The following is a 20,632-nucleotide window of genomic DNA, read 5'->3' as shown; positions in this document are numbered from 1 at the left end:
AGGAGGGTGATGAAAGTTGGAAGAAACAACTGGATTAGAGAGTGAACATTTAAAAAAGGTCCTTAGCTTTTATCCATTTGAAGTAAGTAATATCATTTTACAATCAAGCAGAAGTGGGAGAACAATGTGGGAAGTTGAAACAGAAGAAGGATTAAAAATATTAAAACAAGCACATATGCACCCCAAAAGGATGTTATTTATCGCTGGAGCACATTTACATCTCCTTCAAAATGGATTACCAATTACAAACATTCATAAAACAAAAAGAGGAGGCTTTTGTATCGGATCTGATGGGTATGCGTATGTACTATATGATAAGCATCAAGGGAAAGAAGTCATATATTATAATAAAGAACAATTAGAAAAGGTACTCATATATGCAGGTAAATTTCATCAAGCATCAGAAGGATATATTCCGATGCAAGAAAGTAAAATTCGGAGTCGATTAGGAAAATGGCATAAATTATACAGATGGAAATTACAAGAATTAGAAGGAAACAAAAGAATTGCACTCTCCTTTCCAGATGATGTATTTTCAACGATGTTTTTAGAGTACGTCGATAAGATGTTAGCACGTGGTAAGAGAGCATTACAAGAAATAGATGATCCATATTATGACCAATGGACAAAAGAAGTTATTGCATCTAATAGTTTTTGTCAGCAAGATTTTACTTTAGCAAGGTTTGCAGAAATAGATGATGCTGTGTTTATGAAAGAGCTACATTCTATTACAAGTGATTTACCCGTGAGGGATCTACGTATCATTTTAAATAAAGTGATGAAAAAAATGTCAGTTTGGGATACTAATTTAGCAATTCATATGTTGAGTGCATATGATTCGGAAAATTCCTTATCAGAAAAACAATTTCGTGTTCTTTGGACTGATTTATCGTTCCCTCACTTATTCTGTGCAATTGCACATAAATACTATTTAGGACAAAAGCGTTCGTGGTCTGATGAAAAGTATATTTGGGCATTGCAAAATATTATAGCACTTGAAGACTCTAAGGAAGAATTTTTACAAAGTTTTTCTGATATTTACCACGAAATTAAGAGCAATAGCGGAGGGAAATAAAATGAATTCAGAACAAGAAGAGATAGTAATCCCTATTTTGGATTTAGAGAAATTTGTGTTTTCTCCACCAGGGCCAATGGGATGGGAATTGTCAGAGTATGAACAGCAAAAAAATATTGTACTAAATGAATCTTCGGTGCTAGAGAATTTAGAGATTATTAAGGAAATAGAATTAGAAGAATTACCTAAAATCGGATTGCTAGATTTAGAAGAGCAATCCTCACAAAAAACTACAATAATTGATGAAGTAAAAGATGAAGTAAAAGATGAAGAGATTCAGAAGACGAGGAAGAAAAAGAAAAAGAAGAAGAAGAAGAAGACAATAGAACTAGAAGAGAAATCTCCACGAAAAACTACAATAATTGATGAAGTAAAAGATGAAGAGACTCAAAATGCAATAGAAATAGAAGAACAAAACCTGGAACAAAATGAGGTCGTTCCAACTCAAATAGAAAAGCCGAAAGTAAAATTCAAAATTATTACTCCCGATCAGCCATTAAAAAGCCCATGGGTAGCAAACTTAGTAAAGAGTGCTAAGGAAAATGAATAATGAAATTTCCGCAAATAGATTAATCTTTTCATATTCTTTCAACATAGTATATATAAAAATATATTGAAGGAGTTAGGTAAATGGCTGATGTGAAAAGAGCAAAAATAAAATTAGATGTTGAGAATGGCTTTAGTGTTAATTCAGATGGTGATTTACAGGAAGTTCTAAAAGCTCTAGCTGAAATAATTCAATCTGGTACACATAATGGTGTAGAGGTTGAAATTCAATATACTGATGAAACAGAAGTTATCTTTACAGACGAAGAAGACGAAGATGATGAAGAGGACGAAGAAGTAGAAGAAGAGGGCGAAGAAGACGAAGAAGACGAAGAAGACGAAGAAGACGAAGAAGACGAAGAAGACGAAGAAGACGAAGAAGACGAAGAAGAAGACGAAGAAGACGAAGAAGACGAAGAAAAAGACGAAGAAGAAGAAGAAGAAGACGAAGAAGACGAAGATGATGAAGACGAAGAAGAAGAAGATGAAGAAGAAGACGAAGAAGACGAAGATGAAGAAGAAGACGAAGAAGAAGACGAAGAAGAAGACGAAGAAGACGAAGATGACGAAGAAGACGAAGAAGAAGACGAAGAAGAAGACGAAGAAGACGAAGAAGATGAAGAAGAAGACGAAGAAGACGAAGATGAAGAAGAAGACGAAGAAGAAGACGAAGAAGAAGACGAAGATGACGAAGAAGACGAAGAAGAAGACGAAGAAGAAGACGAAGAAGACGAAGAAGAAGACGAAGAAGACGAAGAAGACGAAGAAGACGAAGAAGAAGACGAAGAAGAAGACGAAGAAGACGAAGAAGACGAAGAAGAAGACGAAGAAGAAGACGAAGAAGACGAAGAAGACGAAGATGAAGACGAAGATGAAGATGAAGAAGACGAAGATGATGAAGACGAGGACGACGATGGTGAAGAAGAAGACGCGTAAAATAATTAGCACTAAAATACGCTTGGTTCTCCAAGCGTTTTTTGTTCTTTAACATATACATAATAGGCAGCCTTTATATATCTTTTATATCAAATACACGTATTTATTTTTTCGTTAGAAGGCTCTCTCCTCAAAAATATAAAGATGTGAAGCACTCAATTTAGGAAGAGGTTGAATATCGGCAAGCATTAGTCTGTCTTATTTTGTACAATACAGGGACCATACATAAAGAAGAGGTGCGATCCATATTAATCAATAAAATTTGGAGTTTTCGCATTTATAAGAATCGGGAAAACAAAGTCTGAAGTGCGAGAACCATTGTTTATAGCCGTTTTGCATTAAATCGTTTCCTCGCTATGCGGAAGCATACTTATAAAGAAATGGAGAAAACATTAAGTACCATTCTTGATCTGCCGAGTTTCCTCAATAAAAAGCAAAATGGTACGGGAAGAAAATTGTAGTTGTATCAATAATGTATATTTCTAGTTAGTTATGTTCGAATTGTTTTGATTAAAATAAAAACGTTAAAAATCCAAATCTTCTTGAGTAGGATCTCTCTTCTTTTAGCACACATATTACGATTGAGAAGTTACTGTAGGACAGAATCTTAGCAACAAAGCGCTCCACCTCTTACCCCTAGGAACTACAGGAATAGCTTAATTAGTTAGAAACCGTTAAGTTTCTGTATTTAGGAATCCCTCAATTCAAATAGCCCATCAGAACGTTAAATGCTGGGCAGTTTAAACAATTAGAATTTTGAGAGGGCGTATTAGATTTCTAGCAGGTTGATTAGTAGATTCTGCTACTTGTTTATATACCTGATCTAGTTTTTTTGCTGTATGCTTAAATGTAAAGTTTTCCTCCACAATTTTTCTTCCGTTTTCAGCAATCCATTGTGCAAATTCTCTTTGAGATAACAAAGCCTGGACAAGTCTGGCAAACTCCATTGGGTTATCATATTGTTCTACTAGGCAGCCGTTATATTCATCTGTTATAACTTCTGCATTTCCCCCACGGTTTGTTGTAATAATTGGGATTCCAGCGGCCATTGCTTCATAATGAACACGTGCCAATGGTTCGTTCCATTGTGAGCTACATATAAATATATCCCCCATTAGAAATATATTATGAATTTGATCTGCAGGAATAAATTTGGTGAAAATTACGTGTTCTTTAATTGGCCTAGCCATTCTATATAGTTTTTTAACATATTTATTTACTCGGTTATCACTAAACCATTTACCACCAACAATTACAAGTACCGTATCTTTATGCGTTTGAATAATCTTCTTCATAGCTTGAATGAGCAAGTCTGGACCTTTATTTTTGCATAATCGGCCAACAAATAGAATCACTTTTTTATCTTGGATACCGTATTTTGTACGAAATGCATTTCTTATTTTTTGTCCTGTTGGTGTCCAGATGGAGGGAGATTGTTTTAAATTAACACCAGAGTAGACAATGGAAATCTTTTCTTCAGCTTGTGGAAATCTCTCAATCACAGTTTGTTTAATATAGTTACTAACAGTCACAATGGCGGTAACCATTTCAATAATAAGATTACCTTCACAAATAGATAGTTTATGTTCAGCAAACATATCGTTATGAAGACCTAATACAAATTTACTATGTGGAGAAGCTTGTTTATATAGAGGTATATTTTTAGGACGATTAAAGACATGTATAATATCAAAGGAATTGGTTTGGAGTGTTCTTATAACGTGCTGTTCATAATCTTTTTGAGGCAAATACACGTAATTGACATTATCTTGTGTTTTTTGATTTGGAAGATTTGGATCTAAAATGGAGAAAATAGTAAGTTCATAATCTTGACTTATATAAGGGGACACCCCATCGATCATCATTTGAATTGCTCCACCTTTAATCGCTGGAGATGGTAATTTCTCTGTACATATATATGCAATTTTCATAAACTAATCCCCTTTGTATATTTGTTTTATATAATGAAATTCTGCTTCCAGTCCGTCGGATAGAGAAACTGTTGGAGAATATTGCAGTAATGTACTGGCCTTAGATATATCCGCCCATGTCTGCTTTGGTTCTCCAGGAACTGATTTTAGAAAGTTTTTGGTTGCTGATTTCCCGGATATTTTTTCTAACATAGAAATGATATCTAAAATGGATGCTTGTTCTTTTCCACCGATATTGATAACTTCACCTATTATATTTTTTTTGGTCTCTAAAGCGGCCACAGTTCCTCGTATACAGTCATCAATATAGGTAAAATCACGTGTTTGTGTTCCATCACCAAATATTGTGAGAGGTTTATCTTCTAGCAGTTGTTTAATTAATCTATGAAATGCCATATCAGGACGCTGCCTTGGCCCATATACTGTGAAATATCTTAAAATAACAATTGGGATGTGAAAATTTTTGTGATAAACATGACATAAGTGCTCACCACTTAATTTGGTAACACCGTATGGAGATAGAGGGGTAGGTAATAAATCTTCAGAAACTGCGCCAGATTTTTCACCATAAACAGAAGAGGTGGATATGTGAATAAATTTATCTAATTTTATGTGTTTACAGGCCTCAAGTAACTGCTGTGTAACCATTATGTTATTTGTAACATAAGGCTGAAAATCTTTTCCCCAACTTGATCTCACACCAGGAATAGCAGCTAGATGATAAACAACATCTATATCTTGTAATAGTTTTGATAAATCTGTATTTAGAATATCTTCTCGTATGAATTGAAAACGTGAATTCAATTCGAGAGATTGTATATTATCTGTCTTTAAAGTAGCTGGAGTAGGACCGATGAAATGATCAATTCCAACTACATGATATGCACTATTTTTAAGTAACGCTTGACACAAATGTGAGCCAATGAAACCAGCGGCTCCTGTTACAAGTATTTTCATGACCGACCCACTCCAATATATTGTAATCCGTATTTTTCTATTTCATCTTTATCAATGCAATTGCGTCCATCCACGATTGTGCATCCCTTCATAACTTGTTTGACTTGTTTCCAATTAAGTGTTTTAAATTCATTCCAATCCGTGGCGATAATAATACAATCGGAATTTGTAATTGAAGATTCTAGGTTATCATGCTGGGTAACTTGTCTTTTTAAATGTGAAGGAAGAAAAGCTTTGGGGTCATAAGCATGTAGATCATAGCCATGAGGGATTAACTTTTCAAGAAGTATTACGGCAAGGGAGCTACGAATATCATCAGTATCTGGCTTAAAGGAAATTCCTAAAACCGTTATTTTTTTTGAAGAGGGTTCTTTTATAACCTTTTTAATTTTTTCAACATAGAGATCTATCTGTGTGGAGTTAATGGATTGTACAGCTTGTAAAATAGGAACTGCCACGTGCCTATCATTTGCTGTATAGATGAGTGAATGTAAATCTTTTGGGAAGCAGGATCCTCCATACCCCATTCCCGCCTGAAGAAAATGAGGGTTAATTCGAAAGTCATAACCAATTCCTTTTGCCACTTCAACAATATCAATGTTATACGCATCACAAATTCGAGAAATTTCATTTATAAAAGATATTTTGGTAGCCAAAAATACATTAGATGTATATTTAATCATCTCTGCTTCATTTAAACCTGTACAATGGAAAGGCGCGCTAATCCCTTTATATATATCCTGCATAATTTTTAACGACTTTGTGTCACCTTTTTGGATACCTATAATAGTTCTATCTGGAATGAGCATATCGTGAACAGCAGAGCCTTCGCGAAGAAATTCAGGATTGGAAACAATATTGAATAAGGCTGATGAAACCCCACGTTTAATAAGTGTTTCATATAATTGCTGATTTGTACCTGGTGGAACTGTACTTTTCGTAATAATTGTTTTATATGATGTTATAGCTGGAACTAGTAGGTCAATGACTGAATAAAGATATTTTAAATCCGTCTTTCCACTTGATGTAGAAGGGGTTCCTACAGCGATAAAAATAACGGGTGATTGTCGAATCGCATTATCGATATCACAACTGAATTGTAATCGGTTTCTATTTTTGTGAATAAGCTCCTCTAAATCTGGTTCATAAATGGGGCATTCCCCCTTTTTGAGAGAACGAATTTTTTCTTGATCCTTATCTACACATATAACATCATGACCTAAATCTGCTAATACTGCAGCTGATGTGATTCCCACATAACCAGAGCCTATAATACATATATCCATATGATAATCACCTCTCTGAACTTAGTACAATAGTACTAGTTGTTACAGTATATTGAGGGACAAGTTGGATTGGTGACAAATGAAAGGCCTATTCATATAAGCAATGAAAGCAATCAGAAGGTAAAAGCCTCTTTTGGAATCGTCATGCGCAGGTAAGGAGGTTACTGAATATTAATATTGTAAACACTCGAGGGAGTGAGAGATTAGTGATAAAAAAAGCAATCATTCCAGCCGCTGGTTACGGCACAAGGAGCCTTCCAATTACAAAGGTAATTCCAAAAGAAATGTTTCCAATAGGTAATAAACCTGCGATTCATTATATTGTGGAAGAGGCTGTAAAGTCAGGTATTGAGCAAATATTAATTGTACTTTCTAGCAGAAAGGATTTAATAGTGGATTACTTTGATTATTCATTAGAATTGGAGGCTTTTTTAGAAAAAGAAAAAAAAGCCCATTTGTTAAAAGGGCTTGCTATTCCTAATGTTCAAATCCATTATATAAGGCAGCCATATGCGAGAGGACTTGGTGAGGCGATAAAATTAGGTGAAACATTTATTGGTAATGAACCTTTTGCTGTACTCTTGCCAGATGATATTGTAGTTTCGGATAAAGAAACTGCTTTAAATCAGTTAATTAGTATTTATAAAGAGACGAAAAATAGTGTAATAGGCATTCATACGGTACCAGATGAGTGCATAGAGAAGTATGGTATTATTGAAGGGAATATTGTAAAGGGTAATTATATGAATATTACAAATATAATAGAAAAGCCAAAAGTAAATCCTCCATCTAATCTTGCAGTAATTGGTAGATATGTTTTCACGCCTGATATTTTTCCTTTATTAAAAAACATTCAACCTGGTGTTGGGGGGGAATATCAATTAACAGATGCAATTCATTCTTTAATTATGACAAAAAAAGTATATGGAAAAATGATTGAAGGGAAACGATTTGACATCGGACAAGAAGATGAATATATGCAGCTTCTTAATCTTATATATGGACAAAATAAAACAGGTAAAAAACAATTTTGAAAACGGATTCAACAAACGTACACTTGAGGTCAACAAGCGATTCCTGAAGAGTTGATGAAACATATATAAAAGTTAGGTAGTTAAATATATTTATATCGTACCTTTGAATCAGAAGAGAATACAATCGATTTTCATTTAAAAAAGAAAAGAAATTATATGGCTGCAAAGTGCTTTTTCAAAAAGTCTTGCGGTCTTTTCATGTTTCAAAGCCCCGTGTTATCGCAGGAGAACAAAATTCAACCTAACCGATTGTAATTGCAAAAAGAAAAAAGATATCCGTAGGTATCTCAATCAGACAAGTAAAATACCTAAATAACATTAAGGAACAGATCATTGTTTTATTAAGAAACGGGGTCTTACCGAAATAATTGCTAACCAAATATACATTCATACCCATAATCGATAAAAAATGCCATTATATGTATTTCCTTAAGACAAAAAATGGATTGCGAACTCTCAGTCATCCAAGAGTCTGGTTCGTTAATCCTTTAGAATTAAAGCTCTCAACTTTAGTCAAGGGAGTGTCAATCCATATTATTTTTCATTTTTAAAAAAATTCAGGTTCTTTTCTAAAAAAGTTCGTGATACTGAGTCTTAATCTTCATAAAACAGCATCTCCATACAAAGGATACCTTCAACTATCCCTCCATCCTAATTAAGCTACTTCACTTCTCCGCCAAATGAAACTATCATGTATTTTTTCACATTCTATTGCAACAAGCATATACTATATAGAAAACATTCCTTTCTAACGAAACTCATAAGGCCCTTCTTTGGGGCTTTTTTATTGTATGAATTTTTAATCAAGTATATAACTAAAACACCAGTTAAATATTACCAAATAATTGTGGTTAATTGACGTTCATTTGTCTATTTAAGCTAAATATAACAAATTTGGTTTTATAACATGGGAATTTTATTTAAAAAATGATAATAAGTGTATGCATTCAATACTTCATGTTTTACTTGTTTTATATATTAATTGTTTTATATGTTTTATATGTTTATATGTTTTAAGGGCATGGAATGTCTTGATATATAAGGGATTATAACTCCTAATTATAACAAAAGTGGTTCTAAAGATAACAAAAATGGTTTTAATCATAACAAAAATGGTTTTAAAGGTAACAAATTTAGTTGCTTAACTATAACAAAGATGGTTTTAAAGGTAACAAAAATGGTTTTAAAGGTAACAAAAATGGTTTTAAAGGTAACAAAAATGGTTCTAAAGGTAATAAATTTGGTTGCCTAACTCTAGCAAAAACATTTCTGAAGGTAACAAATTTGGTTGCTTAACTCTAGCAAAAATATTTCTAAAGATAATAGTTTTAACTATAACAAAAATGGTTCTAAAAATAACAAATTTGATTTTAAGCATAATAAAACAGTTCTAAAGATAACAAATTTGGTTGCTTAACTCTAGCAAAAATATTTCTAAAGATAATAGTTTTAACTATAACAAAAATGGTTCTAAAAATAACAAATTTGATTTTAAGCATAATAAAACAGTTCTAAAGATAACAAATTTGGTTGCTTAACTCTAGCAAAAATATTTCTAAAGATAATAGTTTTAACTATAACAAAAATGGTTCTAAAAATAACAAATTTGATTTTAAGCATAATAAAACAGTTCTAAAGATAACAAATTTGGTTGCTTAACTCTAGCAAAAATATTTCTAAAGATAATAGTTTTAACTATAACAAAAATGGTTCTAAAAATAACAAATTCGATTTTAAGCATAATAAAACAGTTCTAAAGATAACAAATTTGGTTGCTTAACTTTAGTAAAAATAGTTCTAAAGGTAATAGTTTTAACTATAACAAAAATGGTTCTAAAAATAACAAATCTGATTTTAAGCATAACAAAACAGTTCTAAAGATAACAAATTTGGTTATATGCTTTATAACTGTAAATATTTTCAAAATAATATTGCTATTCAAATGACTTTCGGAATACTTATATATAGAGCAAAGGTTTTTTTAACTGTAATAGTGAGAATTGAATTTTCTGAATTGACAAAAAATAAATTGTAATAAAAGGAATATATTTGTTATAGTTAGTAGAACAGTAGAGGTAAGAAAGAAGGGACGTATGTAGGTATGTCTGATAGTAAAGATTTGCAGATTAAAGAAAATAATATTGTTTCAAAATCAAATACTTTAATTGAAGCAAATTCACGTTTGAATTTAGTAGAACAAAAAATATTACTTTGTTTGGCTAGTAATATTGAACCTAATGATTGGGATTTTAAAACCTACACATTCTCGATTAAACATTTTCATGATCTACTTGGTCTAAATGGATCTACTAAATATTCGGAGTTAAGTAAAATTACTAAAGAATTATTGTCAAAAGTAATTGAAATTCGTACTGGGGAAGAGCTGATACAGGTATCTTGGCTGTCTTCAGCAATTTACAACAGAAATAAAGGAACAATTGATATGCGTTTCGATCCATTATTAAAGCCATTTCTATTAGAATTAAGCAACAAGTTTACAAGCTATAGATTAGCTAATGTTATTAAATTGAAAAGTACATACGCTATACGTATTTATGAATTACTAAAACAATATGAAGATTTAAAGGAACGTACAATTAGTCTTGAAAATTTAAGGTATTACTTAGATGCAATGGATATATACCCTAACTATGCAAATTTTAAGCAACGTGTGTTAAAACCATCTCAAAAAGAATTGAATCAAAAAACAGATATTTCTTTTGAATTTGAAGAAATTAAATTAGGCAGGAAAGTACAAAAAATCAAATTTATTATCTATAGCCAAAAAAAGAAAGATAACAATTTAGTTCATTTTGAAAAGAATTTAGATAAATTTCAACAGCCCAATACATTTGAACAAAAAATTAAAAGATTTGAAGAACGCTGTAAAGAAAAAGTATTTCCTAAAGTGTTAAAAAAATGGGAAGCTCATAAAGAAATTGTATTAGAAATAATTGAGGATATAAGATTTCGTTCAGATATTAGTTCTCCAATAGGTTATATAGAATTCACTCTAAATTCCCGATTAAAAGAACTGTCTGATAAAGAAATAACAAACAAAAGTAGTCAAAATGAGAATGATTCTCACAACGATACAGTATTAGAGATTGATAACATTATAAATTTAGTTATCAGTAAATATTCAACAGTTACAGGTGCTGTAGCTACATTTTTAGTTAAAGACACAGCAATTGAGAAATTGGTAAGAGTAGTTACATTAGAGGAAGCTGAAGCCATTTGGATAGAACATGAAACGTTTGTCATGGATAAAATTTATGAATACATTAAAAAGAATATAAGAAAGAAAAGATACTAAATTTAAAATAAAGTTGAATCATGTTGTTTACCTGAATTTGTATAAATATGTAGGAACTGTCTAATAAATAAGATCATACTCATGCTAAAGTTCCTTCCCATTGTATGGCTGCATCCACCTATACTTGGATGAACAGGCGAAAAAACATTAGGAAGTTAAATTTTTATATGAACATGCACCTTTTAAAAATAAAGAGAAGTGTGGAACAGTTCCTTCGTTAACAATGATTTTTGAATATGAGTTAAAAGAAGGGGAGATACCTTGTCTTTCAGATAATTTAGATGAAAATTAAACCGATGTTAAATGGATACCTTTAGACGAATTGCAAATGTTGAAAATGATTTGGATTTTCTTGAAAGAGAAATGATATTTCGATGCGTGAAAGCATCAGGAAGGAATGAGAAAAATGTATTCTTTATTTAAAAACTAACATCAATAATACCTGCACAGAGAGGCGCAGGTATCCAATAAGGGTGTTTCGATATGTAATTCATATTTTATCAAGGTTCATTGGAAATGACAAACAAAATAATAGAAAATTCCGTATAAATAGTTGAGAAACAAAAAACTGACTTTTAACTCCAGCCCATGTAATATACCTAAAAATAAAAATTCTACCTTATATTTATTTTAAAAAGGGTATATTTCACATTTCTCTTGTTATCAGTAGTTAATAATGAAGAGAGTTTTCATTATGGGGGTACTATAAATTATTAGCTTGATTGTGAAGGGTGCAGACCACAGACTCCAAAAGCTCACGTTAAGAAAATTTTAACAGCGCTAAGAATATTTTTTGAGGGTGATAGAAATTTTCATGACTAATAAATGTAGGATAAAAAGCGTAGAATCGATATATGGAAGGGAAATAACATCTGGATATTAATGTAAACGGGTGTAAAACAGTGTAAAAAGAGCCTAAATTCTTGACAGATAGAAAATAAGGACTTTCTTTGTTAATGAAGTTGTATCTAGCAGTGTGTTGGAGCACCATATAATATATGTATATATTAGTGAGGGGTGTTTAAATTCCGAAATATGTATCTTAGTAAAAATAAAAAAGGACAGTTAAAAACTGTCCTTTTTTCTATCTTTTAAAGATAGTTACCGAACAGGTAATTTAGGGTTTTGGGGTGTAAGATGATTATCATCTCATTGTTAATGTATGTAAGTAATACAAAATGGCTTGTACAATTGTTGAAATTAGTAATTTTTATTATTTTAAATAAATTAGCTAATTGGGCAATTGATAAAGGAAGAACATCTAATCCATTAATTTATTTCTTTCATAATATATAGTGCAAATAAGTGTTTTAGGAAAAAGGGGTTATGTTAAATGTCTTTTGAGCGTAGGTGTGAATGTGATGAATGTAATAGAAATCGAAGAAAAAGAGACCGTGAGGAAATAAGGGAATTGGGGAATCTTAAAAGACGAAGAAGATTAAATGCTTTACGGGAAGGCGATAAAATTAGAGTTTTTTCAGGTGGAGATCAGATCGATGGAATAGGAGTCTTTATTCGTATAGAGGATAGATTTCTTATTTGGGTGGATGCTGCTGCGAACCTTAATATGACAAGCCTAGATGCTATTAGTATTCAACGAGTAGTTTAATAGAATTTTTAATAAATATTAGGAAAAGATAAGAGGGGAAGACTCTTATCTTTTCTTATTTTGTTTTTAGGGATTATTATGTTATGTAGGTTGAATGAAATGTTTAAATATTTTAAAAAGAAGGGATTTATATAAGATAAATCCCATCAATATAATAATAGAAAGGTAGAATACATTATATGTACAGATTTTCAATTAGGTTTGTACATTTTTAATAATTTAATTTTTTTATGTAAAGGTGCCAAGAAATACTTTGTAGTTTTATTTCTTGGCGTGGGTATTTATTTGGGTCATTTGGATGCCGACCTTACAGTAGTATATGTCCGATATATGGAATGGTTTGTTATTTATGTTCAGTTAAGTAAAGTTTAGAAAAGAAAAAAACCTATTTTTTTAATAGGTTTTTTTCTTGCAAATTGGCTTATAAATTAAGGGAAAGATTTTTCCTTTAATTAAAATTTATTAATCTTCTCTATGATCATGTTTATGTTCGTCACATTCTTTACAATGTCTGCGACGTTTACAGCAGAAACGATCACAATCAGGTGAATTTATAGAGATTACGTTAATTTTGTTAATTGCAATACGTGCCAATCCTGGGAAACAATCAAAGTCAGATAATATAATTACGTTGTTTCCTTGAAACCCTTGGAATGTTGCACTTGTAGGTGGTTGACAATCATATTGAATAACAATACAAGTACCAGGAGTTAATGTTCTTAAGAATTGTAATAACTCTGGATTATTATTCACCTGTCTATTGTTCTCTTCTTTTCGGTGATGATCTCTATGATGATCTCTCCGATCATCACATCTATTGAAATCACAACCTCCCCCAAAACCAAAACCCATCAAAATTACCCCCTTTCGTTCGTTAGTATATCTTATGCTCGTCTAGAAAGGATGGTGTGAGTATATGAGTCTAGTTAAGTGTGGATTTTTTATGTAAATATGAAATTGGTTTAATAAAAATTATTTTTGGTTCTTGTGCAAAAAATCTATAAAACTTGGACATACTGATATTATTACTCTAAAAAGGTGTGTGCTTTGTATGGAACGAATTGAAGCGTAAATTCGAGTGAAAACTTCATTTAGCACAACAAAGCAGCCAGCTTGACTAGCTAACCACTTGTTGTAAAATGGAAAATTAGGCCCTACAAGTTAGGTTGTGTAACTTTAAAGCTACAGTTATAGTATAAACCGGATTGGAAATGTTATTCGGAAGGGAATATAATAATAATTTCATTTTGTAGAGATTATTTACGCATGAAAAAAAGCGCTTATATAGCGCACTTTAAAAGGTGGACTTCAGATCATGCCTGCCCATAGGTGATTTAGATGTATGTGTAGCACACAGTAGCATATGTAAATTAGAGTTGAATTGTGCGAATAAATTAACAATAATGGAGTGGAGTGAAAATGTTTATGAATAATGGGAAAGAGTATAAATTTAACGTGCATTCCGAACAATTATTGGGGGTTATTTTAATGGATGGATATGAAAAAAGCGCTTATATAGCGCTTTTTGAAAAGTAGGTTTCAAATCACACGCCCAAATGTGATCTGAATACATGTGCATACAGTAGTGTATGTAAATTTGAATTGAATTGTGCAAACAAATTAACGATACGAGGATAGAGTAAAAGTGTTTATGAACAGTGGGGAAGAGTTTAAATTTAACATGTATTCCAAACAATTAATAATTCTTATTTAAAAATATGGGAAATAATTAAAAAAACGAGTTGGCTCGTATCAATGATGTAATGATTAAGCCTACTAATATTTCTTCACTAGAATTTATATCAACGCATACATCACCAATTAAATTAAATTTTATATCTTGTTCGTATAAAAAAGTGTTCATAACAGGTTCTTATTCTTTTTTATATTGAAACTACACAATCAACGTATTTAAAACCTTTTTTAGGCATAATAAGAATTGATGGTCATACAATGATATAGTAAGGTGTATCCAATATATAAATTACCTCTGGCACTCTGAAAAGACACCTAATTAAGGTGTCTTTTTACATTTCATATATATTAAAGTGTAAGACGAGCTTAACCGCTCCTATTCCATTTATTCAGTTAAAAATCCAATCGTATTAAGAGCATCTACTGCCCCGGATGTTCTCTTTTTATTGAACAAAATCGTTATTTCAAGTGAATAAAAAAGAGCACACATATAAGTGTGCATCTAAACTAAAAGGGTGAACCTATGGAGTGGAGTGCCCCATACAATAATATATGCTTGTCTGATTTAAAGGTGAAAAGTTTTTTATAAAAACGCTATTTGGTATGAAAATGTAAGAGCACTTCGGAAAGTGCCCTTCTGTAACGACTATCCACTCTAAAAAGAAAGGATGCAATATATCATATGAAGTTATGTTTGTTTAATCGTGTGTCTTTTGTATAAAAACTCCATATTGTAGAGCTTATTTAAACATATGGAAAATAATTAAAAAACAAGTTAGTTCGTATCAATGATGCAATGATTAAGCCTACTAATAATTTTTTCATTAGAATTTATATCAACGTATACATCACCAATTAAATTTAATATCTTTGCATAAAAAGGTGTCCATAACAGGTTCTTAATCTTTGTTATGTATAAATTATATAATTAATATTAATATGAACGAAATCAGAATTCTAGATTTAGATTCCAGCATCGTTATCTTTCGTTAATCTTTATTTTAGGTAGTTTTCTTTTGTTGTCCTTTCATTTTTATGACCTACTGCAGCTGCTATTACATGAGGTGCTAGTCCCTTGTAGTCGTATAAGTACTGTACTTGAACTACCCCCACTTTCACTTCGTTTAGAAGTGAGGGATTCCTAAGTAAAGAGTTCTATCGAACTCTAATTGATTAGGCTAACCCCGCAGTCCTTGCGGTTAGAAGCCTTATTGCTTCATTCTTTATATTGATACTTGCGTTAATATCCCTATCATGGTGTGTACGACAAGAAGGACAGTCCCATTTACGTAGGTTTAGATTTTTAACGTCTTTGTTTTGATATCCACAACAAGAACATAATTGGCTGGAAGCAAATGTTTTCGATACGACAATGACTTGTTTACCATACCATTTTGCTTTATACTCCAACATGGTTCGAAACTGTGACCAAGACACCTCACTAATTGCTTTTGCTAACTTATGATTCTTTAACATATTCGATACTTGCAAATCCTCTATACCGATAACATCGTGGTTTTTGATGATTTCAGTTGAGATTTTATCCAAGTAATCTTTTCTAGCATTTGATATGTATTCATGAATTCTAGCTACCTTGACTCGTTGTTTATTCCACCGAGAAGATCCTTTCATTCTTCTAGAAAGAACACGCTGTGCTTTCACCAACTTATCTTCTAATGATCGGAAAAACTTCAGATTTTTATAGGGTGTTCCATCTGACAAAATAGCGAAATCTTTTAGTCCTACATCTATTCCAATGTAAGAATGTGTTTTCGGAAGTTCTTGTACTTCTGTTTCAACTAATAGTGACACAAAATATCTGCCAGAAGGGTTTCGTCTAACAGTGGCATTTACAATACGTCCCTCTACTTCGCGACTTTTGGCAAATCGAACAAGGCCTAGTTTCGGCAACTTTATTTTGTTCCCTACAACGGCAATATTTTCATTTGTTTGTTTTGTGGTATAAGATTGTACGTTGTTCTTCTTAGATTTAAAGCGCGGGGCGCTGTTTTGTTTTTTGAAAAAGCGCGTATAAGCATCCGCAAGGTTGCGAACAGACGACTGAATCGCAATACTATCCACTTCTTTTAGCCAAACAAACTCTTTCTTCATCGCAGGGAGTTTGGCGGAGCATGTACCATAGGTCAAGCCTTTTCCTGTCTCTTTGTATGCGTGATCCCATAAGGATAGAAAATGATTGAATACAAAGCGGGAACAACCAATCGTTTTGTTGATTAGAATTGCTTGTGCTTGATTTGGATAGATACGAAACTTATAGGCTTTATTGATCATCATTTCATTCACCTCCATTTCGGTATATAACTATTATACACCAAACGTACATTCGACAGATAGTAAAGTAACACCTTCTGTATGTCGAACAATTAAGATGGCTTCCTACCATCCCTTGTTCGAAGCCAATTCATCTCCCACCTACTCACTGGGCTGTGACCCTTCACGCTCCTTGAGGAAGGAGTCTTCTTGGCTAAAATGATAAAAATGTCTAAAGAAGTGGGGAGTAATTCGTATATTCTTCGTAAAGGGTAACTTTGTGTCCTTAATAATTTTAGAAATATATTGTGATAAATAATTTTCTCTATAAGCAGTATGATTCTTTGTTTGAAATATAGTCTTTCCATTTTTATTTCCAATGTCCACAGGTAATCGTCTCCGGACTCGAAACGCAACAATACGATTAAAAATTTCCTTATTAATAGAAACAATCCGTTCATCATCGCCCTTTGTATCTACCGTTAAATAGTATCGTCCTCGTATGGCATCATACTCAAGATCTTCCCACTTTGCATGGGCCACCTCTGCCACACGTAACCCAGTAGTAGCAAGGACAGATAATAATCCATAGTTAATTTCATTATCCTTGTAGAAGTTTAGCAGCTGCTTCACTTCTTCATAGGATAACTCGCGTTTTGGTTTATGTTGCTCGTTTACTGCGGCCGCAATTCGCGAAAAAATCTATTACTATCAAAATACAAAATAAACGTGTTTAACAGCTATTATATGTATAATGAGAATTGATAATCATATAATGATACAGAAAGGTCTTTTCCAAGGTAGCTACCTCTTATACACTAAAAAGGCACCTAATTAAGGTGTCTTTTTACCTTTCACATTTCGAGAAGAACAAGCATATATTAGAGTATAGGACGAGCTTGACCGCTCCTCCTCTATTCTAAGTTTTGGTAGAACTCCTCATATATTAAGAGCATCTATTGTCCTGGATGCTCTCTTTTTAGTGAACAAAATGGACATTTAATGTTCTTGTAGATGCAGTTATAGATTCAGTAATAACCATCGAAATTGATAAAATTCTTTGAAATAGCATTTTTTCACAGCACTCGTTTTTTGTTCATGGATTTTCTAAACTTTTTATTTGATAATACTTAAGATATGAAGAATGTAGTTGAGGTTCGATTGAAGTTCTAACAAAACATCCTAATTTGATTAATTAGTACAGCCATCAGTCAATTAACAAATGTTTGTACTAGTTTAGTAATGAAAAATACGATTGGGAAAAATGTATAAATTCACAGCGACAAAGGTTGTCTCATAATATATTAAGACTGTTCTATTAAGATATTATAAGGGCGTGAGTATATGGAAGACGTAAATGTGAAAATTGACATTCTAAAATCAGAACAAAAAGAGATCATGCGTGATATTCGTAATTTAGAAACTCGAATTATAATTAACGAGAAAGACATTTCTACAATTAATAAGCAATTAGAAAAAATCAGCACGAATACCTCTTGGATTTTACGGATTATTATCAGTACGATAATTATGGCCGTTCTAGGTTTGATACTAAGAGGAACAATTTAAAATTGCCAAAAGTACTTTTTGAAGAGAGACAAGCGTCTCTCTGTTTATTTTGAGGAGACGTATGTCGGAAAAAGATAAAATAATAACTTGAATTATATTTTTCAAAAGTAAATGTAAATAATTTGCCCCAACTATTGAAACTACATAATCCTTATAAGTACCTCTATTCATGAGTTTATTTAGCAATTCTTCTTCACCTGTCGTTCCATCTTTAAGCCCCATACCAATGATAATACAAATCCTACCATGAAAGAATCCATATTCAAGTACCATCATCCTTTCTATTCAAGAGTAATTATCTTCCATACTTCGTAGACATAACAATCTATATTATGTAAAAAGTCATTATCCTAACTAATAAGCAATACTATAAGAAGAAAATATAATGGAGGTGCAGTCATGGGGGTTGTTAACGCTACAGAAGCAGATATTGCACTTTTAGCAAGGTTACTGAGAGCAGAAGCCGAAGGAGAAGGAATTCAGGGTATGTTGCTCGTCGGAAATGTAGGAATTAACCGAATAAGAGCCAATTGTTCCGATTTTAAAAATCTTCGTACCATTAGACAAATGATTTACCAAGAACACGCATTTGAAGCTGTTACTCACGGTTATTTCTATCAAAGAGCAAGAGAAAGTGAAAAACGCTTAGCTCGTCGAGTAATCAATGGAGAGAGGTACTGGCCTGGGAAATTTAGTTTATGGTATTTTAGGCCACCAGGTGATTGTCCTCAACAATGGTATAATCAGCCTTTGGTCGGACGTTATAAAAAACACTGTTTTTTTCAACCAACAGCTGCAACTTGTGAACAGGTTTATAACACATTTTAAAAAATGATAAAAACAATCTGTATAAAAGTATATGCTAGAAAAATATGTTGGCTTATGCCAACCGAAATTCATCTGCCACTTACCGTTGGGCTATCGTCTTGCACACGCTTGAGTAAGGTGAATTCTTTCGGGAAATGTGGTTAGAAATAATTTAAAGGAATCTAGATAAAACAAAAAAACACAGATAAATTTCTATCCATGACCATATATTATAACGGCTCTAGATTATGTCATAGTTATGTAGGGTATTCGATGTCTAGGGCTAAAAGATTAAATGATTATGATGGTTAATCAAATGAAAAAATTTACTGTGGAAGAATTAGCACATGAATTGGTTGTTTCAAAACGAAGCATTTTCAATTAGGATTGCACATCTAGACAGTTAAATATATATAGGTAACTTTATGGATTGGTGGTATAGGATCTTCTAATCCTTAATTATATAGAATGAAAAACTTGGTAATTGACTTATACACTTTTAATAAATTTATTTGTTTTATGTAAAGGTGCCAAGAAATACTTTGTAGTTTTATTTCTTGGCGTGGGTATTTATTTGGGTCATTTGGATGCCGACCTTACATTAGTATATGTCCGATATATAGAATGGTTTGTTATTTACGTTCAGTTCAGTAAATTTAGGAAAGAAAAAAACACCTATTTTTTTTTAATAGGTGTTTTTTCTGCAAAGTGGCTTATAAAATTAAAGGAAAGGTATTTCTATTCATTCATTTTTAATAATCATCGCTATGATCATGTTTATGCTCATCACATTCTCTACAATGCTTACGCTTGCAACAGAAACGATTACAATCAGGTGAATTTATAGAGACGACGTTAATTCTGTTAATCGCAATACGTGCTAATCCTGGGAAACAATCAAAGTCAGATAAAATGATTACGTTGTTTCCTTGAAAACCTTGGAATGTTGCACTTGTAGGTGGTTGGCAATCATATTGAAGAACAATACAAGTACCAGGAGTTAATGTGTGTAAGAATTGTGCTAATTCTGGATTATTATTCACCTGTCTATTGCTTTCATCTTTTCTGTGATGATCTCTACCATGATCTCTCCGATCATCACATCTATTGAAATCACAACCTCCACCAAAACCAAAACCCATAAAATTACCCCCTTTCGTTCGTTAGTACATCTTATGCTCGTCTAGAAAGGATGGTGTGAGTATATGAGTCTAGTTAAGTGTGGATTTTTTATGTAAATATGAAAGTTGTTTAATAATAACATCATTTTCTTCTTAATATACCTAATATGTTCCAGTTTTATTTGTGGTGTGCGATGAATAAGTATTTCTTTTACCATGGTCACATCTTTTGTTTGTTTATAGAATTAACATCCGAAGGTTTTACGGGTCATATGGGTACCGGTGGATTTGTTTCTTTTTCGAGAAGGGCATAACTAAATACTTTTTAGTGCTGGGGATACGAATAGACTTTATCAAAAGTAGAAGTTAAATTATTCATCTTTTCTTTCTTTGTTTTTCCTCCTTATTAGATATAAAGTCATTATCTAGTAATACCCGATCAGATTGTTCGGTTTGAATTGTATTTTGGTAAATCAAAT

General features: G+C 32.2%; 15 protein-coding genes and 3 pseudogenes. 10 read left to right on the top strand and 8 right to left on the bottom strand.

Features of this window, described 5'->3' with window-relative positions; all coding sequences use genetic code 11:
* The first annotated feature begins 16 nt into the window (after positions 1–16).
* From cotS to ACUN0F_RS01080, 3 genes are all read left to right on the top strand, one after another.
* On the top strand, positions 17–1,075 hold the full coding sequence (cotS, locus tag ACUN0F_RS01090) for a spore coat putative kinase CotS (RefSeq protein ID WP_046956792.1): 1,059 nt from the start codon (positions 17–19) through the stop codon (positions 1,073–1,075).
* A gap of 1 nt (position 1,076) precedes the next feature.
* Complete coding sequence (locus ACUN0F_RS01085) at positions 1,077–1,625, top strand: hypothetical protein (RefSeq protein WP_445539024.1); 549 nt, start codon at positions 1,077–1,079, stop codon at positions 1,623–1,625.
* 80 nt (positions 1,626–1,705) lie between these two features.
* Positions 1,706–2,557 carry an AAA family ATPase gene (locus ACUN0F_RS01080; protein WP_445539023.1) on the top strand — a complete coding sequence of 284 codons (852 nt, stop codon included), beginning with the start codon at positions 1,706–1,708 and terminating at the stop codon, positions 2,555–2,557.
* 740 nt (positions 2,558–3,297) lie between these two features.
* On the opposite strand, the gene ACUN0F_RS01075 is transcribed toward ACUN0F_RS01080, so the two are convergent.
* From ACUN0F_RS01075 to ACUN0F_RS01065, 3 genes are read right to left on the bottom strand one after another with little or no spacing between them, the layout of a single operon-like run.
* A complete protein-coding gene (locus ACUN0F_RS01075) occupies positions 3,298–4,488 on the bottom strand; it encodes a glycosyltransferase family 4 protein (protein WP_131935439.1) in 1,191 nt (396 codons plus the stop codon).
* A 3-nt stretch (positions 4,489–4,491) separates the two neighbouring features.
* Complete coding sequence (locus ACUN0F_RS01070; RefSeq protein ID WP_131935438.1) at positions 4,492–5,445, bottom strand: NAD-dependent epimerase/dehydratase family protein; 954 nt, start codon at positions 5,443–5,445, stop codon at positions 4,492–4,494.
* A complete protein-coding gene (locus ACUN0F_RS01065) occupies positions 5,442–6,731 on the bottom strand; it encodes a UDP-glucose dehydrogenase family protein (protein ID WP_046956787.1) in 1,290 nt (429 codons plus the stop codon). The genes ACUN0F_RS01070 and ACUN0F_RS01065 overlap by 4 nt, the downstream gene beginning before the upstream one ends.
* A gap of 206 nt (positions 6,732–6,937) precedes the next feature.
* Here ACUN0F_RS01065 and ACUN0F_RS01060 point away from each other — a divergent pair, with 206 nt between their 5' ends.
* The 5 genes and pseudogenes from ACUN0F_RS01060 to ACUN0F_RS01040 all read left to right on the top strand — a co-directional run bounded on the left by ACUN0F_RS01060 (position 6,938) and on the right by ACUN0F_RS01040 (position 12,690).
* A complete protein-coding gene (locus tag ACUN0F_RS01060) occupies positions 6,938–7,765 on the top strand; it encodes a UTP--glucose-1-phosphate uridylyltransferase (protein ID WP_445539022.1) in 828 nt (275 codons plus the stop codon).
* A gap of 20 nt (positions 7,766–7,785) precedes the next feature.
* A pseudogene (locus ACUN0F_RS01055) lies at positions 7,786–8,117 on the top strand (DDE-type integrase/transposase/recombinase); the annotation flags it as partial.
* Between the two features lie 1,749 nt (positions 8,118–9,866).
* Complete coding sequence (locus tag ACUN0F_RS01050; RefSeq protein ID WP_046956785.1) at positions 9,867–11,081, top strand: replication initiation protein; 1,215 nt, start codon at positions 9,867–9,869, stop codon at positions 11,079–11,081.
* Positions 11,082–12,218: 1,137 nt separating this feature from the next.
* Positions 12,219–12,377 carry a hypothetical protein gene (locus ACUN0F_RS01045; protein WP_327988136.1) on the top strand — a complete coding sequence of 53 codons (159 nt, stop codon included), beginning with the start codon at positions 12,219–12,221 and terminating at the stop codon, positions 12,375–12,377.
* Positions 12,378–12,414: 37 nt separating this feature from the next.
* A complete protein-coding gene (locus ACUN0F_RS01040) occupies positions 12,415–12,690 on the top strand; it encodes a hypothetical protein (protein WP_046956784.1) in 276 nt (91 codons plus the stop codon).
* Between the two features lie 462 nt (positions 12,691–13,152).
* On the opposite strand, the gene ACUN0F_RS01035 is transcribed toward ACUN0F_RS01040, so the two are convergent.
* From ACUN0F_RS01035 to ACUN0F_RS01020, 4 genes and pseudogenes are all read right to left on the bottom strand, one after another.
* Positions 13,153–13,542: a hypothetical protein gene (locus tag ACUN0F_RS01035; RefSeq protein WP_089608096.1), complete on the bottom strand. Its 390-nt coding sequence runs from the start codon at positions 13,540–13,542 to the stop codon at positions 13,153–13,155.
* 1,839 nt (positions 13,543–15,381) lie between these two features.
* Positions 15,382–15,483, bottom strand: a pseudogene (locus ACUN0F_RS01030) (site-specific integrase); the annotation flags it as partial.
* Between the two features lie 75 nt (positions 15,484–15,558).
* Positions 15,559–16,680 (bottom strand): IS200/IS605 family element RNA-guided endonuclease TnpB, encoded by a 1,122-nt coding sequence (gene tnpB, locus ACUN0F_RS01025; RefSeq protein ID WP_202283919.1) that lies wholly within the window; start codon positions 16,678–16,680, stop codon positions 15,559–15,561.
* Between the two features lie 198 nt (positions 16,681–16,878).
* Positions 16,879–17,334, bottom strand: a pseudogene (locus ACUN0F_RS01020) (tyrosine-type recombinase/integrase); the annotation flags it as partial.
* A 666-nt stretch (positions 17,335–18,000) separates the two neighbouring features.
* Here ACUN0F_RS01020 and ACUN0F_RS01015 point away from each other — a divergent pair.
* Positions 18,001–18,225, top strand: a complete 225-nt coding sequence (locus ACUN0F_RS01015; RefSeq protein ID WP_445539021.1) for a hypothetical protein — start codon at positions 18,001–18,003, stop codon at positions 18,223–18,225.
* A 399-nt stretch (positions 18,226–18,624) separates the two neighbouring features.
* On the top strand, positions 18,625–19,053 hold the full coding sequence (locus ACUN0F_RS01010; RefSeq protein ID WP_046956782.1) for a cell wall hydrolase: 429 nt from the start codon (positions 18,625–18,627) through the stop codon (positions 19,051–19,053).
* A 731-nt stretch (positions 19,054–19,784) separates the two neighbouring features.
* Here ACUN0F_RS01010 and ACUN0F_RS01005 read toward each other — a convergent pair.
* Positions 19,785–20,174: a hypothetical protein gene (locus ACUN0F_RS01005; protein WP_078994888.1), complete on the bottom strand. Its 390-nt coding sequence runs from the start codon at positions 20,172–20,174 to the stop codon at positions 19,785–19,787.
* Positions 20,175–20,632: the final 458 nt, after the last annotated feature.

It is taken from the genome of Bacillus sp. 1A (assembly GCF_052682215.1).
The sequence above is the reverse complement of the archived record's forward strand: the minus strand, read 5'-3'. Positions and strand labels throughout refer to the sequence as shown.

Bases quoted from the DNA above. Each gene is read 5' to 3' on its own strand.
- ACUN0F_RS01040 (WP_046956784.1), top strand. From the start codon at position 12,415: ATGTCTTTTGAGCGTAGGTGTGAATGTGATGAATGTAATAGAAATCGA.
- ACUN0F_RS01050 (WP_046956785.1), top strand. From the start codon at position 9,867: ATGTCTGATAGTAAAGATTTGCAGATTAAAGAAAATAATATTGTTTCA.
- ACUN0F_RS01005 (WP_078994888.1), bottom strand. From the start codon at position 20,174: ATGGGTTTTGGTTTTGGTGGAGGTTGTGATTTCAATAGATGTGATGAT.
- tnpB (WP_202283919.1), bottom strand. From the start codon at position 16,680: ATGATGATCAATAAAGCCTATAAGTTTCGTATCTATCCAAATCAAGCA.
- ACUN0F_RS01075 (WP_131935439.1), bottom strand. From the start codon at position 4,488: ATGAAAATTGCATATATATGTACAGAGAAATTACCATCTCCAGCGATT.
- ACUN0F_RS01015 (WP_445539021.1), top strand. From the start codon at position 18,001: ATGGAAGACGTAAATGTGAAAATTGACATTCTAAAATCAGAACAAAAA.
- ACUN0F_RS01065 (WP_046956787.1), bottom strand. From the start codon at position 6,731: ATGGATATATGTATTATAGGCTCTGGTTATGTGGGAATCACATCAGCT.
- ACUN0F_RS01035 (WP_089608096.1), bottom strand. From the start codon at position 13,542: ATGGGTTTTGGTTTTGGGGGAGGTTGTGATTTCAATAGATGTGATGAT.
- ACUN0F_RS01085 (WP_445539024.1), top strand. From the start codon at position 1,077: ATGAATTCAGAACAAGAAGAGATAGTAATCCCTATTTTGGATTTAGAG.
- ACUN0F_RS01045 (WP_327988136.1), top strand. From the start codon at position 12,219: ATGATTATCATCTCATTGTTAATGTATGTAAGTAATACAAAATGGCTT.
- ACUN0F_RS01080 (WP_445539023.1), top strand. From the start codon at position 1,706: ATGGCTGATGTGAAAAGAGCAAAAATAAAATTAGATGTTGAGAATGGC.
- ACUN0F_RS01070 (WP_131935438.1), bottom strand. From the start codon at position 5,445: ATGAAAATACTTGTAACAGGAGCCGCTGGTTTCATTGGCTCACATTTG.
- ACUN0F_RS01010 (WP_046956782.1), top strand. From the start codon at position 18,625: ATGGGGGTTGTTAACGCTACAGAAGCAGATATTGCACTTTTAGCAAGG.